This is a genomic window from Pseudomonas shirazica (assembly GCF_015168335.1).
Classification (GTDB): Bacteria; Pseudomonadota; Gammaproteobacteria; order Pseudomonadales; family Pseudomonadaceae; genus Aquipseudomonas; species Aquipseudomonas asiatica.
The window spans coordinates 381290-396962 of sequence record NZ_CP063456.1; the positions used below are offsets into that span (position 1 = coordinate 381290).

General features: G+C 62.5%; 13 protein-coding genes. 5 read left to right on the plus strand and 8 right to left on the minus strand.

Annotation, left to right across the window (positions count from 1 at the left end; translation table 11 throughout):
- Nucleotides 1-13 precede the first annotated feature (13 nt).
- From IMX18_RS01760 to yaaA, 6 genes are all read right to left on the minus strand, one after another.
- Entirely contained in the window at nucleotides 14-1492 is a 1479-nt protein-coding gene (locus tag IMX18_RS01760) for an alginate export family protein (protein WP_013974153.1), read from the minus strand.
- Entirely contained in the window at nucleotides 1489-2916 is a 1428-nt protein-coding gene (gene algK, locus IMX18_RS01765) for an alginate biosynthesis TPR repeat lipoprotein AlgK (protein ID WP_039613016.1), read from the minus strand. The genes IMX18_RS01760 and algK overlap by 4 nt, the downstream gene beginning before the upstream one ends.
- A gap of 12 nt (nucleotides 2917-2928) precedes the next feature.
- Nucleotides 2929-4095 carry an alginate biosynthesis protein Alg44 gene (locus IMX18_RS01770; protein ID WP_013974151.1) on the minus strand — a complete coding sequence of 389 codons (1167 nt, stop codon included), beginning with the start codon at nucleotides 4093-4095 and terminating at the stop codon, nucleotides 2929-2931.
- A gap of 36 nt (nucleotides 4096-4131) precedes the next feature.
- Nucleotides 4132-5613: a glycosyltransferase family 2 protein gene (locus tag IMX18_RS01775; RefSeq protein ID WP_031324250.1), complete on the minus strand. Its 1482-nt coding sequence runs from the start codon at nucleotides 5611-5613 to the stop codon at nucleotides 4132-4134.
- A gap of 73 nt (nucleotides 5614-5686) precedes the next feature.
- On the minus strand, nucleotides 5687-7003 hold the full coding sequence (locus IMX18_RS01780; RefSeq protein WP_003257136.1) for a nucleotide sugar dehydrogenase: 1317 nt from the start codon (nucleotides 7001-7003) through the stop codon (nucleotides 5687-5689).
- A 904-nt stretch (nucleotides 7004-7907) separates the two neighbouring features.
- Nucleotides 7908-8687 (minus strand): peroxide stress protein YaaA, encoded by a 780-nt coding sequence (gene yaaA, locus IMX18_RS01785; protein WP_013974148.1) that lies wholly within the window; start codon nucleotides 8685-8687, stop codon nucleotides 7908-7910.
- Nucleotides 8688-8823: 136 nt separating this feature from the next.
- Here yaaA and IMX18_RS01790 point away from each other — a divergent pair, with 136 nt between their 5' ends.
- From IMX18_RS01790 to moaE, 5 genes are all read left to right on the plus strand, one after another.
- Nucleotides 8824-9951: a polysaccharide deacetylase family protein gene (locus IMX18_RS01790; protein WP_137137707.1), complete on the plus strand. Its 1128-nt coding sequence runs from the start codon at nucleotides 8824-8826 to the stop codon at nucleotides 9949-9951.
- 365 nt (nucleotides 9952-10316) lie between these two features.
- Nucleotides 10317-11711: a PhoH family protein gene (locus IMX18_RS01795; RefSeq protein ID WP_013974146.1), complete on the plus strand. Its 1395-nt coding sequence runs from the start codon at nucleotides 10317-10319 to the stop codon at nucleotides 11709-11711.
- A 116-nt stretch (nucleotides 11712-11827) separates the two neighbouring features.
- Nucleotides 11828-12298 carry a cyclic pyranopterin monophosphate synthase MoaC gene (moaC, locus tag IMX18_RS01800; protein WP_013974145.1) on the plus strand — a complete coding sequence of 157 codons (471 nt, stop codon included), beginning with the start codon at nucleotides 11828-11830 and terminating at the stop codon, nucleotides 12296-12298.
- The gene (moaD, locus tag IMX18_RS01805) at nucleotides 12298-12543 is read left to right on the plus strand and encodes a molybdopterin converting factor subunit 1 (RefSeq protein WP_015271739.1); all 246 of its coding nucleotides are present in this window, start codon (nucleotides 12298-12300) and stop codon (nucleotides 12541-12543) included. Before moaC ends, moaD begins: the two co-directional genes overlap by 1 nt.
- Before the next feature lie 2 nt (nucleotides 12544-12545).
- Nucleotides 12546-12992: a molybdopterin synthase catalytic subunit MoaE gene (gene moaE / locus IMX18_RS01810; protein ID WP_013974144.1), complete on the plus strand. Its 447-nt coding sequence runs from the start codon at nucleotides 12546-12548 to the stop codon at nucleotides 12990-12992.
- 128 nt (nucleotides 12993-13120) lie between these two features.
- Here the strand turns inward: moaE and rhlB are convergent, their stop codons facing one another.
- On the minus strand, nucleotides 13121-14584 hold the full coding sequence (rhlB, locus tag IMX18_RS01815; RefSeq protein ID WP_054573302.1) for an ATP-dependent RNA helicase RhlB: 1464 nt from the start codon (nucleotides 14582-14584) through the stop codon (nucleotides 13121-13123).
- Nucleotides 14585-14685: 101 nt separating this feature from the next.
- A complete protein-coding gene (locus IMX18_RS01820; protein ID WP_015271737.1) occupies nucleotides 14686-15342 on the minus strand; it encodes an alpha/beta hydrolase in 657 nt (218 codons plus the stop codon).
- Between the last annotated feature and the right edge of the window lie 331 nt (nucleotides 15343-15673).

The window sequence follows — 15673 nt, forward strand, 5'->3', positions numbered from 1 at the left end:
GGGTCTCCCGGCCTCAGAAGCGCCAGATCACGTCGACGAAGGCGCGGTGCATGTACGAGTCCGCTTCCTTGCCGTAGGCGTCACCCGGCTTGAACACACCGGCGCGCAGGCGCACCAGGGCAGATGGCTCGTCGATGGCCTGGCTCATCGAAGCCGGCAGCAGGCCTTGCTTGAAGTACTTGGTCACGACCACGTCCATTTCCTGGCCAAGGTCTTTTTCACCATCGACCAGCGGGCGGTTCACGCCGTTGTCATTGACTACCGCGTTGATGCCGCTGGAACCGATGTTCTGGTTGCCATCGACACGCCAGAACTTGTGGTAGATGAAGCTGGCGTCGTAGTCGTCGCGCAGCTGCCAGGAGGCGAACAGGGTGGCCGCCTGCAGGTTGCCCAGCTCGCCACGGAAGGCTTCACCGAAGCGGTGCACGCGCGAACGGGTGCCGGTGTAATTGGAGCGGTTGCTCTCGAGGCCGGTCTGCTCGTAGTTGCTCGAACCGTCGTCGCCACCACCACCGCTGCCACGGGCGTAGGCCGCACCGACCTGCCATTGCGGGTCGAGGCGCAGGCGGATGCCGAGGTCGGTGGCCCAGGCGTTGACGTCACCGCTCTGCTTGCCGGTGGCCACGGTTTCGTCACCGACGACCTGGCTGCTGAGGGTGTCGCGGTCACCGGTCAGCCAGGTGACGCTGCCCCAGTAGTTGACGGTGTGGTCGTTGCGCCAGTTGTAGGCGTCGCTGTTGGCTTCCAGGCCCAGCCAGGTGAGGTCGCCGGTGCGGGTCTTGTCCAGCGCATCGACGGTTTCGCCCGGGTTCTTCAGGCTGCCGCCGTCGTGGGTGTGGTGGGCGCGAACGCCGACCCAGTGGCCAGGGGTCCACTGCGTGGCGACGTTGCCGTAGAGGTGTGTGCGGTCCTTGTCTTCCGGGGCCAGTTCGGTGAGGTCGGTGCGGTATTCGCTGAAGCGCTGGGCCACGCCCAGGTCGGCCTTGAGCAGGGTGGTGTCGAAGGTCCAGTTCAGCGCCTCGATATTGGTGTCACGCCACATGCCATCGTCGCTGCGCAGGCGCTGGCGGCCGAAACGCAGCTGCTCGCCGGGGTAGGCGGTCAGGCCGCTGTAGCCGACCCAGAATTCGCGCATGGCCAGGTAGCTCTTGTCCTGTTCACGGCCGTCGGCAGCGGTATCGGTACTGGTGCCGTCGTCGTTCTGGCGCAGGGTGTCGGTTTCGATGGTGTCGGTGGCGGTGACTGCCTGGCCCATGGCATAGGCGCTCCAGTTGCCACGCTCGCCATATACCCAAGGGCGCAGATCAAGACCGAGGCCGTTGACGTCGCCGCCGGAGCGGGTGCCCAGGTCACGGTCGTCTTCCGACTGGCCGGTGATCTTCACATCCAGGCCGAAGTTCTTTTCAGCGGTCATTTCCGCCAGGGTCGGGCAGGACCACAGCAGGGCGAAGCTCAGGCCGATGCCAGCTTTCACGAAGGGATTGAGCGTCATAGCGAGTCCTCACCGGTTACTTCTTTTTCGTCGTCTTGCAGGGCTTCGATGGCCAGGGTGCTGTTTGCGCCTTGCGCCATGCTGCCGCGCGCCTGCTTCTCTTGTGCCAGCAGTTGCTGGGCCTGGCTGCGTTGGTCAGGCGTAAGTTGCTGATCGAGCTGCTGCAACAGTTCAGCGGACTGCGGCGACGGGTTGGCCTGGGCCAGCTGGGCGAATACCCAGGCGTTACCTGGTTGCGGGCGAATGCCGTGGCCTTCGCTGAACAGCTGGGCCAAGGCGTAGTCGGCGCTGTTCTGTCCGCCACGGGCGGCGGCCAGCAGGTGGTCGACGGCCTTCTGCGGCTCGACGTTGCCCAGGTAACCGCGGCGGTACAGCTGGCCCAGGTAGTAATGGGCGCTGACTTCGCCGGCGTCGGCGGCAGCCTGCAGGTGTTCTTCGGCTTTGGCCGCGTCCGCAGGCACGGTCTTGCCTTCGTAGTACAGGCGGCCCAGCAACAGTTCGGCGCGTGGCTGTTCGGCTTCGCGGCCCTTGTCGATGTAGGCCATCAGCTGGTCGGTATCGCCCAGCTCGGGGAAGTCGTACACCAGTTGCGCCAGGCTGACCCAGGACGCCGGGTTGGCCGGGGCCACCTGCTCGAGCAGGTCCTTGGCGGTTTTTTCGTCGGTCTGGCCGAGGCTGCGGTCAGCCAGTACCCGGGCAACGCTGTCGACCCGGGTGGCCGGCACTGCGCCACGGGCGTAGGCAGCCTTGAGTTGGCCGAGCAGGGCAGCCTGCTGGTCGGCCTGGCCACGCTTCTGGTACACGGTGGCCAGTTCGACGTAGCAGATGTCGGTGGTGTTCAGGGCGGCCTTGCAGATTTTCTCCACTTCGCCCAGGTGCTGGTCGTAGGTGCCCTGGGTGCGGTACAGCAGCACCTGGGCCAGGCCCGCTTCCGGGTTACCGGCGGCGCGCCACTGGTCGATCTGCTGCTGCGCGTTGACCTTGGGGAAGCTCTGCGGGTAGGTCAGGTAGAGCATCGCCAGCGGGATCAGGGTGTTGCTTTCGCCCTGCTTGGCGGCTTGCTTGAGCAGGGTTTCGGCTTCTTCGCGCTCGGCCTGGGTGCTGTCGGGCTTGGCCACCAGCAGGCGGCCAAGGCGCGCCTGGGCACGCGGCGAAATGGCGGCCGCGGCGCGGTAGGTGGCCTCGGCTTCCTTGATTTTCGCCGGATCGCGGGTGGCGACCTTGATGTCGGCCAGGCCCACTTGCGCTTCGCTGTAGCCCAGGTCGGCCAGCGCCTTGTAGTTGCGCTCGGCCAGTGCCGTGTCACCGCGCTTCATGGCTTCGTTGGCCAGGCGCTGGTCGGGCAGGCCTGCACAGCCGGCCAGGGTGATGGCTGCAGCCAGGGCACACAGGCCCAGGCTGGCGCTTTTCTTGTGGGGAATCATGTTGTGGCCCTCTTACAGCCCACGGGCCATGGCTTTGTCGATCAGCCAGTTCAGCGATGGGCCACGGTCGCTGTTGACCGAAGCCGGGCGGCCGGCGAGTTCGGCGGGCAGGGCGCTGTCGGGCTTGATCTGCACGCGGATGTCGGCGGCCAGGTCTTCGCTGTTGAGGCTGGCGCTGCTGACGATCTGGCCGGTACGCACTTCGTCTTCGCCGGCTACCTGGAAGTTGACGCGGGTGCCTGGCTTGACCTCGTCGAACTGGCGGTAGGTGAAGCGCGCCTCGACCATCGGGTTGGTGGTGCGCGGGATCAGCTGGAAGATCGGCTGGCCCTTGGCGGCGTACTGGCCGTTGTCCACCAGCTGGCGGGCAACCACGCAATCACACGGGCTGGTGAGGGTGCCGGACAGCTGCTTGCCGAACAGTTCCTCGATCTTCGCCGGCTCCAGTTGTGCGTCTTCCAGGTTGCCCTTGAGCATGTCCAGCATGCTGGTGGTGAAACTGGCCAGTGGCGCGCCCTTGGCGATCTGCCCACCGCTTTCGACCAGGCTGTTCACGGTGCCGTCGCGCGGCATGGTGACGTTGGTGGTGGGTACCGCGACCACGCCGGCTTCGGCATGGCTGACGAAGTACATGCCGTACAGCGACTTGGCGATGAAGCCGAAGGCGGCGACACCGACCACGAACACGCCGAGGGTGACGGTGACCGCCTTGAGGCGGCCGAAGGCGCTCAGGCCGGCACCGCCGTCCTTTTGCTTGCGCGCCTTGGTGAAGTTGTCGCGCTGCAGGGTGCTGAGCACATCGCCAGCAGTGATCAGCTCACCCGACAGGTGCGAGGTGATGATGTGGCGCAGCGTGGCGATGTCGCGGAGCTCGAGGTTCTGGAACTGCGCGCCGGTACGGCCGCTGCCCGGGTTGTAGGAGCGCACCTGGAACTCGATGTCCATCGACAGGCCGAGGTTGTCGACCGTGAACTGCAGCCGCCCGCGGAGCACGTCGCCAACCGACAGTTGTTGCTTGGTGTGGAAGCTCAGGCCACCGGCGGAGAGGTCGTCGACCTTCACATCGTGGGCCTGGCGCTGAGGGTCGAGGAACCGCAGCTTGGCGGGGATGCGTACCCGGGCATGCTGGCGCTGGGCTTCGGACTCATGCACGACGTTGACGTTCACGGCGGTATTCATGTGGTTTGTTCCTGTTAGTTCCGATCCGGGTTGGGCTCACACGACCATGAACAGCACAGCAACGAAGATGCTGGCAGCCGAGAAGGTCATGGTCCGCGAGGACCAGGTGTTGAACCATTGTTGAAAGCTGGCGAGGTCACGCTTGAGGGCAGTGGGCTGACGCGTCCAGGACTGCTTGTCGAGGCGGAAGAACACGTAGATCTTCATCAGCGCGCCGATGATCTGGTTGTAATAGAGAATCAGCGGGTAGGCCGGGCCTACGTTGTGGCCGGAGCACAGCAGCATGATGGTGAGAATCAGGCGGGTGATGCCGATCCACAGCAGATACACCAGCAGGAAGCCCAGGCCGAACTTGAGGCTGGCGATCACCGCCACGGTCAGGCCCAGCAGGCTGGTCCACATCGACACGCGCTGGTCGAACAGCACGATGCTGGTGAACAGCCCCAGGCGGCGCAGGCCCAGGCCAAGCGCGCGGGAGTTCTGCCGCAGGTTGTTGCCGTACCAGCGGTACATCAGCTTGCGGCTGGCCTTGAGGAAGCTCTTCTCCGGCGGGTGCTCGACCGTGTTGATGGCGGCGTCCGGCACGTAGAAGGTGTCGTAGCCCAGGCGCATCAGGCTGAACCAGCTGGACTTGTCGTCACCGGTGAGGAACTTGAAGCGGCCCAGGCGCCAGTGCATCAGCGAGTCGCTTTCGACGTCGGCGATGAACTCGGGGTTGGTCACCACGCTGGCGCGGAACATCGACATGCGTCCAGTCATGGTCAGCACGCGCTTGGACAAGGCCATCGAGCACATGTTGATGTGGCGCTGGGCGAAGCGCAGCTTGTGCCACTCGCTCATGATGTAGCCGCCACGCACTTCGCAGAACTCGTTGGTGGTCAGGCCGCCGACGTTGGGGAACAGCTTGAACCACGGCACGGTCTTGCGTACCACGCCATCGCCCAGCACGGTGTCACCGTCGATTACCGCCACCACGGCGTTCTCGTCCGGCAGCATGCGCGAGATCGCACGGAAACCGTAGGCCAGGCCGTCACGCTTGCCGGTACCGGCGATGCGCACGATGTCCAGTTTCACGTGGGCTGGCGGGTTGTATTTGGCCCACAGGCTTTTCACCAGCAGTTCGTCCGACATCTCCACCAGCGAACAGACCACGGTGGTGGGGAAGCCACAGTTGATCGCCTCGCGGATCACCGAGCTGTACACCTGAGCAGTGGTGAGAGCTTCGATGCGGAAGCTGGTCACCATCAGGTACACGTGGGACGGGTCGGCGTCCTTGCCCATTTTCTGAACCTTGCGGCGCAGGTATGGGTATACGCCGTAGAGGAAGATCATGCCGCGGATGAAATGCGTGGCGCCCATGGAGTAGCGCCAGATGCCGACTGCGCCGACCAGGAAGATGAAGTGCTTCGACTGCGAGTCGAAGATATCGGCTGGCAGGGCCAGGGCGATCAGCATGAGCAGACTCACGTAGAGCAGCCAACCGGCGCACTGCAACAGCACTGTCTGGATCCTTTGCATGTTCAGCATCCGTCGAGAATTCGGGAAAAGGTGGGCAGCGGGGGTGGGGAGGCCCCCGCTGCCCGGCCAGCACTTACCAGCAGATGCCTTCGGTGCGGCTGGTAGCGCAGGTCGGTTTGCTCATGAAACCGACCAGGTCGATCACGTGCTTGCCGGCCGGCGCTTGCTGGGCCAGTGCACGGAACTGCTCGTCACGGTTGCCCAGGACGATGATGTCGGCGTTGTCGATCACCTTCTGGAAGTCGGCGTTGAGCAGCGACGACACGTGCGGGATCTTCGACTCGATGTAGTCCTTGTTGGCGCCGTGTACGCGGGCGTACTGGACGTTCTCGTCGTAGATATCCAGCTGGTAGCCCTTGCCGATCAGGCGTTCGGCCAGTTCCACCAGCGGGCTTTCACGGAGGTCGTCGGTGCCGGCCTTGAAGCTCAGGCCGAGCAGGGCGACCTTGCGCTTGTCGTGGGCTTCGATCAGCTCGAAGGCGTTCTGCACCTGCGATTCGTTGCTGCGCATCAGCGAGTCGAGCAGCGGTGCGCGTACATCGAGGCTGGCGGCGCGATAGGTGAGGGCGCGCACATCCTTGGGCAGGCACGAGCCGCCGAAGGCGAAGCCAGGGCGCATGTAGTACTGGGACAGGTTCAGCACTTTGTCCTGGCAGACCACGTCCATCACGTCACGGCCATCCACGCCTACGGCCTTGGCGATGTTGCCGATCTCGTTGGCGAAGGTGACCTTGGTGGCGTGCCACACGTTGCAGGTGTACTTGATCATCTCGGCCACTTCGATCGGCTTGCGGATGATCGGTGCGTCGAGCTCTTCGTACAGGGCCTGCAGGATGTCGCCGCTGGCGCTGTCCAGTTCGCCGATGACGGTCATCGGTGGCTGGTCGTAGTCCTTGATCGCGGTGCTTTCACGCAGGAATTCCGGGTTGACCGCGACGCCGAAGTCGACGCCGGCTTTCTTGCCCGAGCAGTCTTCGAGGATCGGGATCACCACGTTCTTCACGGTGCCCGGCAGCACGGTGCTGCGTACCACGATGGTGTGGCGGCGCTCGCTGTCACGCAGCACGTAGCCGATTTCTCGGCACACCGACTCGATGTATTCGAGGCCCAGGTCGCCGTTCTTCTTGCTTGGGGTACCCACGCAGATCATCGATACGTCGCTGGCACGGATGGCTTCGGCGAAATCGGTAGTACCGCGCAGGCGGCCGTTGGCGATGCCCTGTTGCAGCAGTGCTTCCAGGCCAGGTTCGACGATGGGCGACTTGCCCTGATTGATCAGGTCGATCTTGGTGCTGGACACGTCCACACCGATCACTTCATGGCCACGCGCCGTCAGGCAGCCTGCACAGACTGCACCCACATAACCCAAACCAAAGATGCTGATACGCATCGCTATCACCTCATGTGTTTATCACGCCGGCGCCTCCGGAGAGAGCCGGACTGGGTTGATTAACAACAGTTTTCGGGCGCACGGATCCATGGCGAAATGCACACTTCGCCGAGCGCAGGCAAAATAAATCCGGAGCGCAAAAAGTTATGCACTCAAATGTGGCAGTAAAAAGCCATTAATTAAAAAACGTGCCCTGGAATGCAGCCGTCTTTATTGCAATGCGCTACGTGGCGCTTTGCTGTGCTTGTTTTTTCAAGTGGAAAAATCCTTTGAAATCAACCACTAGGACGAATTGAAAGGGACGCGTCTCTCCTGCATGGACAGGTCTTCGGGGGTTGCCCGTCATACCTGTCGAAGTTGTTGAGGCCGGTAGTGGATACCTGCCGTTGTCATATGTAAGTCATCTCTCACAGCCCAAGGGCAGGAAAATCGTTACGGCACTATGAGCGAATCGTCGTAGCAGAAGTTCCGAGGTGGGTTCGACGTGGATGAAAGATTTCTAAATATTTTTTCAGTGGCGGACAATTTCAATCTGATAGCACTCGGGGGTTTTGCCCCGATATATAAAGGGCGAAACTGTTGCGAGATATTTTTATGCCAGCATCGAAAAATATTTTAAAAAAATAGTCAAAAAAGCTACGAACGGTCTTATGGCGTTTGGCTATAAGTGGTGGTGTGTCGATTTTTTGGCGTCGGATTTGTGGCGTGATGGCGCTTTGCGTCGTGCCCTGTTGCGGGGCGGAGGGGGTAAGGAGGGAGGCGCTTTTTGTAGGAGCGGCCTTGTGTCGCGAAAGGGCCGCGCAGCGGCCCCAGGATTTCAACATCAAAGCAGAAATTGCCGGGGCCGCTATGCGGCCCTTTCGCGACACAAGGCCGCTCCTACAGGGGATTGTGTATTGCCTGACTATTCGGAAGGATGATCCCGCAGGAACACCAGGTGGTCCGGCTTCGACTGTTCGGCACTGTAGTAGTACCCCTGCACATCGAATTGCTTGAGCTGCTCCGGGTCGCTGATGCGCTGCTGGATCACGAAGCGGCTCATCATGCCGCGGGCTTTCTTGGCGTAGAAGCTGATGATCTTGTACTGGCCGTTCTTCAGGTCCTTGAAGTCGACGTTGATCACCCGGGCCTTGAGCGCACTGCGTTTCACCGCGCTGAAATACTCGTTGCTGGCCAGGTTCAGCAGCACGTCATCGCCCTGTTCGGCCAAGGCCTGGTTCAGCCATTCGCTGATGCGCGTGCCCCAGAACGCATACAGATCCTTGCCGCGGGCGTTGGCCAGCTTGGTGCCCATTTCCAGGCGGTAAGGTTGCATCAGGTCGAGCGGGCGCAGCAGGCCATACAGGCCCGAAAGCATGCGCAAGTGCTGCTGGGCATAGCTGAAATCGTCCTCGCCCAGGCTTTCGGCGTCGAGGCCGGTATACACGTCACCCTTGAACGCCAGCAGCGCCTGCTTGGCATTGGCCGGGGTGAAGTCCGGGGTCCAGCTGCCGAAGCGCGCGGCATTCAGGCCGGCGAGCTTGTCGGACAGGTGCATCAGTTCGCTGATCTGCGCTGGCGACAGGTCGCGCAACTGCTGGATCAGCTCCTGAGAGTCGTCCAGGTACTGGGGCAGGGTGAAACGCTCGGTCACCGGCGGGGTTTCGTAGTCGAGGGTCTTGGCGGGTGATATCACCGTCAGCATCGGGTCGGCTCCTGGCATCGTAGGCCGGGAATTCTACGGGCTGGGCGGTGCAAGTCCAAACTATGGCGACGATAGTCACAGACCATGGCCGGTGCAGAGGCTATAGTGCGCGTTTCGCCGTTGCGGAGCTTCAACCGTGCGTATTGCCTCTGCCTTGTTGGCCGCTCTGCTGAGCCTGGCCGTGCAAGCCGCCCCTTCAACCCAGGTGAGCCTGGACCGCAGCCTGTGGCCCGAAAAGCTGGACAGCCCGGCGTTGTTCGATGTGGCCTCGCGGGCCGAGATCCTCTCGTTCGCCCAGGTGCTGCATGAAAGCGAACTGCTGGACGACGCGGCGCTGGCGGCACGCTTGGGGCTACGGCAGGTCAACCTGCAGAAGGTGCGCCTGGTGCGGGCGCGCATGTGGCAGCGGTTGCGGGAAGGTTATCAACAGGCGCAGCGCAGTTGCGAACAGGATGCGTCGTTCTGCTATCCGGTTACGTCGATGGCGGAGTTGCGCACACAGGCAGCGACGTTCGCTGCCGATGTCGGCACGTTCTACACGGGCTGGATCGAGCCGAGCCACCAGTTCCATGTGCGGTACCTGGACGAACAACTGCGCAAGGCTGCGTTGCTGCCGCAGACCAGCAGCGAGGTGGAGCGGTTGTCCTCACGCGAGCGCAATGGGGATGAGCTGAACGATCGCATGTTCCTGCTGACCTTCGTCGGCGGGCCCGGGCCGGATGGCGGCAGTACCGATCTGCTGACTGATTATCTGCGCCGGCAAAAGCTTGAAGGCACGTTCTTCGTGCTCGGCAACCGCCTGCAGCAACGCCGCGACGCCGGTGCGGCAGATGCCTTGCGCCAGCTCTATCGTGGGCATTGTGTGGGGATTCAGGGTTGGGAGTACCGCTCCCATGCGCAGTGGACAGACTGGCAGGATTCATTGCGGCGCAGCCAGGCTCGGGTGCAGGCCGACTTGCCGGAGCAGTATGTACCGTTGTTTCGGCCGCCCTACGGGCAGCGCCGGGCCGATGGCGAGGCGTTCATGGCCAGCCAGCAGTTGCAAGTGTCGTTGTGGGACATCGATGCCCAGGATGATGGCGCACTGAGCGCCGAGGCCTCTGCCCAGCGGGTGCTGACCTTGATGCTGCTGTGGCGCAAGGGGGTGATCCAGTTCCATGACAGCCTGCCCAGGGCGCAGCCGGCGGTGGAGTGGTTGTTGCGCAATACGGCGCAGAGCGGGATTGGTTGGGAAGATTGCCAGGGATATGCCAACCGAGGGTGAGAGGGGGCTGCTGCGCAGCCCATCGCCGGCAAGCCAGCTCCCACAGGTACCGTGCACGGCTTGCTGGCGATAGCCCCTGCAATGGCAGCCTGATTTTTGACTGTAGTCCTCACGCGCCCCCTCGCCAACCCCTGTTCGTCATTTGGAAAAATAAACTTCACCTACGCGTAAAAAGACTTTTTTTAGTCATCATTTTTGCGGTATGAAGAAACCAGACAGCCGATTCCTGCAGCACAGGTGGCGTCATCCAGGCCCACCTAGCCAGGTTCGCTTCCCGCCCGTAACAACGCGGATACGGGGACAGCGGCAGTCACTCTGCGGCGTAACAGACCACGCCGTGTGGCTTCGACATAAGGTGACCGAGTATGGATGACCAAGGACGCAACCCTTCCTCCAGCAAGCCTATCCTGTATGTGCTCGATACCAACGTCCTGATTCACGACCCCAACGCGTTACTGAACTTCGAGGAGCACCATGTCGCCATCCCGATGACGGTGCTGGAGGAACTCGACAAGCTCAAGACCGGCAAACAGACCATCGCCGCCGAATGCCGCCAGGCCATTCGCCTGATCGACCAGACCCTTGGTGACGCCTCGCCCAGCGATGTCGAGCAGGGCGTGCCGATCCAGCGTGGCAAGAGCGGGCCCAAGGGCTTCCTGTCCATCCTGATGACTCCGCGCAACGAGCCGAACAAGCTGCTGCCGGAAAACCTCAACGACAACATCATCATCAACCAGTTGCTCGAAGTACGGGCCCGGCGCACCGACCTGGACGTTGTGCTGGTCACCAAAGACATCAACATGCGCCTGAAGGCACGTGCCTGTGGCATCGCGGCCGAGGACTACAGCACCGACCAACTGGTCGATGACGTGTCATTGCTGTCCAAGGGCTACCATTCGGTCACCGGCTCGTTCTGGGACCGGGTGAGCAAGGTCGATACCCGCCAGGAGCGCGGCCGCACCTGGCACCGCGTGCAATTGATCGACAACCTGCCGGCGGTTCACGTCAACGAGTTCATCATCGATGAACAGGGCTTCGTAGGCTGGATCAAGGGTATCCGCAACGACGAACTGCTGTTGCTGGACCTGCACCAGGAACCGCTGCTGCACCAGGAAGCCTGGGGCCTGAAGCCGCGTGACATCCACCAGAGCCTGGCGTTGTTCGCCCTGCTTGACCCGGATATCCACCTGGTCAACCTGACCGGCGCCGCCGGTTCCGGCAAGACCATCCTGGCCCTGGCCGCAGCCATCGAACAGACCATGGTAAGCAAGCGCTACCGGCGCATCATCGCCACCCGCAGTGTGCAGGGGCTGGACCAGGAGATCGGCTTCCTGCCGGGCACCGAGGCCGAGAAGATGGAACCTTGGCTGGGCGCCATCACCGACAACCTCGAAGCCTTGCACATGGATGACGAAAGCACCCATGGCAGCGTCGAGTACATCCTCGAGCGCGTGCCGTTGCAGTTCAAGTCACTGAACTACATCCGTGGCCGTAGCTTCCAGCAGAGCCTGATCCTGATCGACGAGTGCCAGAACCTGACGCCGCACCAGATGAAAACCATCATCACCCGTGCCGGCTCCGGGTCCAAGGTGGTCTGCCTGGGCAACCTGGCGCAGATCGATACCCCCTACCTGTCCGCGACCAGCTCGGGCCTGACCTACCTGACCGAGCGCTTCAAGGACTTCCCCCATGGCGTGCACATCACCCTGCAGGGCGTGCCACGCTCGGTGCTGGCCGAGTACGCCGAGTCGCATCTGTAACCCTCTCCGCCGGGCGGTTCGCCGCCCGGCTTTTTCGCGGGCACGGTTGACGCACCCCTCTGCTCAAACCTGACTCACAGGTTTACACTGCGAGTTCCCTTCACAGGAGCAGAGCAGTGCTGACACATCTTGATTCCCAGGGGCGGGCCAACATGGTCGACGTCACTGAAAAGGCCGTGACCGAGCGTGAGGCCACCGCCGAGGCGCGGGTGCGCATGTTGCCGCAGACCTTGCAGATGATCGTCGACGGTGAACACCCCAAGGGCGACGTGTTCGCCGTGGCGCGCATTGCCGGGATCCAGGCGGCGAAGAAGACCAGCGAACTGATCCCGCTGTGCCACCCGCTGATGCTGACCAGCGTCAAGGTCGAGCTGAGTGCCGAGGGGCAGGACGCTGTGCGTATCGTCGCCCGCTGCAAGCTGGCCGGGCAGACCGGCGTGGAGATGGAGGCGCTGACTGCAGCCAGCGTGGCTGCGCTGACGATCTATGACATGTGCAAGGCTGTGGATAAAGGTATGGTCATCGAGCAGGTGCGCCTGCTGGAAAAACTCGGCGGCAAGAGTGGCCACTACAAGGTGGAGGCGTGATGAAGGTCAAGGTGATGTACTTCGCCCGTTACCGCGAATTGTTGGGCGTGGATGCCGAGCGGGTGGAGGGTGCGTTCAAGGTGCTCGACGATGTGCGCCAGGCCTTGGTGGCCAAGGGCGGGCAGTATGAAGTGCTGGCCGAGCGGAACCTGATGTGTGCGCGCAACGAAGAACTGTGCAAGCTCGATGAGCCGCTGGAAGAGGGCGATGAAGTGGCGTTCTTCCCGCCGGTGACCGGAGGCTGAACATGGCTGTGCGAGTACAGGAGGGCGCGTTCGATCCGGGAGCCGAGACCAATGCCATGCACGCGGCGAATGTCGGTGTGGGCGCGGTGGTCGGTTTTGTCGGCTACGTGCGGGATTTCAACGATGGCCGCGAGGTGGCGGGGATGTTCCTCGAGCACTATCCGGGCATGACCGAAAAGGCCTTGGCCAAGATCGTGGTGGAGGCAGAGCAGCGCTGGCCGTTGCTCAAGGTGGAGGTGCTGCACCGCATCGGTGCGCTCGAGCCGGGTGAGCCGATCGTGTTCGTCGGCGTGGCCAGTGCCCATCGGCAGGCGGCGTTCGATGCCTGCAACTTCATCATGGACTATCTGAAGACGCGGGCGCCGTTCTGGAAGAAGGAAAATACCCAGGAAGGGGCGCGGTGGGTGGAAGGGAAGCAGAGTGATCAGGATGCGGCGGAGCGCTGGTAGACAGAGTATTTCTGGCCGGGGCTTTGCCCCGGTTCGCGGGCTTGCCCGCTCCCACAGGGGCTCCACAGCTTCCGGAAGCTGTGGAGCCCCTGTGGGAGCGGGCAAGCCCGCGAAGAATCCAACACCACTCAGTGGTGCTTGCGCGGCACCGGCTTCAGCAGTTCATCCGGCGGCATTTCACACTTGATCTTGCGCCCCAGCAGCTCTTCGATCGCTGGCAGCTGGTACGAGTCATCCTCACCGGCAAAGCTGATCGACACACCACTGGTGCCAGCACGGCCTGTCCGGCCAATGCGGTGCACGTAGTCGTCCGGGTCTTCCGGCAGGGTGAAGTTGATCACGTGGCTGATGCCATCGATATGAATGCCCCGCCCCGCCACGTCGGTGGCCACCAGCACGGTGATGCGCCCTTCGCGGAAGTTTTCCAGGGTACGGATACGCTTGTGCTGCGGCACGTCACCCGACAACTGCGCGGCATTGATGCCGTCGCGCACCAGTTTTTCCTCGATGCGCCGCACTTCGTCCTTGCGGTTGGCGAACACCATCACCCGTTCCCACTTGTTCTGGGTCACCAGGTTGTACAGCAGCTTGTACTTGTCGCTGCCGGCCACCGCATAGACGTGCTGCTCCACCGTTTCGCTGGCAACGTTCTCCGGCTCGATCTCGACGATGGCCGGGTTGGTGGTCCACTGCTTGGCCAGGTTCATCACGTCGTCGGTGAAGGTGGCGGAGAACAGCAGGGTCTGGCGTTCGCTTTTCGGCGGCGTCTGGCGAATGATCTGGCGCACCTGGGGAATGAAGCCCATGTCGAGCATGCGGTCGGCTTCGTCCAGCACCATCACTTCGACCATGTCCAGGTGCACCTCACCGCGCTGGTTGAAGTCCAGCAGGCGCCCCGGAGTGGCCACCAGGATGTCGCAATGGCGCGCTTCCAGGGCCTTGAGCTGCTTGTCGAAGTCCATTCCGCCGACGAAGCTCATCACGTTCAGGCCGGTGTACTTGGTCAGGGCGATGGCGTCCTTGGCGATCTGCACCACCAGCTCACGGGTGGGCGCGATGATCAGCGCACGTGGCTCGCCCATGTAGCGTTCCTTCGGCGGCGGCGTCTGCTGCAGCTGGGAAATGATCGAGATCAGGAACGCCGCAGTCTTGCCGGTACCGGTCTGGGCCCGGCCGATGGCGTCCTGACCGCGCAGGGTGTAGCCCAGCACCTGTGCCTGGATCGGCGTGCAGTACGGGAAGCCCAGGTCGTGGATGGCATGCATCAGCTCGTTGGACAGCTTGAAGTCGTGGAAGCGGGTCTTGCCTTCCTGTGGCTCGACCACGAAGTCTTCCGGTTTCCACAGGCTGGCCTGCGGCTTGGGCTTGCGCTCGCGACGCGGTTTGTCCTTGGCCGGCTTGTCGGCGGCTGGCGTAACGGCGGCAGGCTGTTCGGCCTGGGGAGTGGGGGTGGCGCGTGGTGCGGCCGGTTTTTCCGCAGGCCGGGCCTCGCTGGTGGGTGCGGGCGCAGGCGGCGTCACGCTGGCAGCAGGAGCGACGGCCTGTGGCGCGGCGTCTCCCTTGCCGAAAATTTTCTTGAGTGCCTTGAGCACGATCGTCTCATCAACTGGTTAAGGAATGTACGCCGGGCAGTGTAATGCAAGATTCAGGCGCGGCGTAGTGGAATAGCCTTACAACTACAGACAGCCCTGGCTTATTGCAATTGCTTGCTCAGCCAGTCGTGGATGTCGCTCAACTCTTCCACCACCACTTCGTGTTCCATCGGGTATTCGTGCCAGCGGGCGGCAACGCCCCAGGTATTGAGGTACTCGAAGGCGGTGCGGCCCATGGAAGGAATCACCACCGGGTCGTGCACACCATGCAGGCACAGGGCCGGGGTGCGTTGCTGGCAGGCGCTCAACTGATGCTGGTCGTTGAAGGTGGGGGCGTAGGTGGACAAGGCGATCACGCCACCCAGCGCTTCTTGCCACTTTATATAGGCAGTGTGCAGCACCACCGCGCCACCCTGGGAGAAGCCAGCCAGGAAGATCCGCGACAGGCTGATGCCTTTGGCCTGCTCGGCCTTGATCATGCTGATGACCTGTTCGGCCGATTCCTCCAGCTGCGCCTCGTCGATGGCGCGGGCCGGGGTCATGGCCTTGATGTCGTACCAGCTGGGCATGGCGTAGCCGCCGTTGATGGTTACCGGGCGGGTGGGAGCCTGGGGCATGACGAAACGGGTGCTGAGCAGGCGTTCCTGCATGAATTCGGCCACTGGTAGGAAGTCGTAACGGTCGGCACCCAGGCCGTGCAACCAGATCACACAGGCGTCTGCGGTTTTCTGCGGTTCGAGAATCAGCGGGTTGGTCATGACTGCTCCGAAAGTGTGCGGGTCTTGTTATGGCGTGCGTGAAAAGAAGGCGCTGGAAATGATTGTCGGAAAAAGAATGTCGCAACGATACAACTTTCCCTACTTGACGAGCGCTTAAACGCTACAGCCGTAAATTCTGGTACGCGCTTTGCAATTCAACCAATGATGCAAAGGGCAGGCCGTGACGGTAACACCCTTTGCACGCGAAGGCTGTCACAGAACAGTCCATTGCGCCATTGACCCAATAACAAGCCAATACGGGTCGGATACGCCTCAAAAGGGTGCGGTGCAATTCCGGCTCGATACAACAAGAGCGATTTGGAGGTTGTGA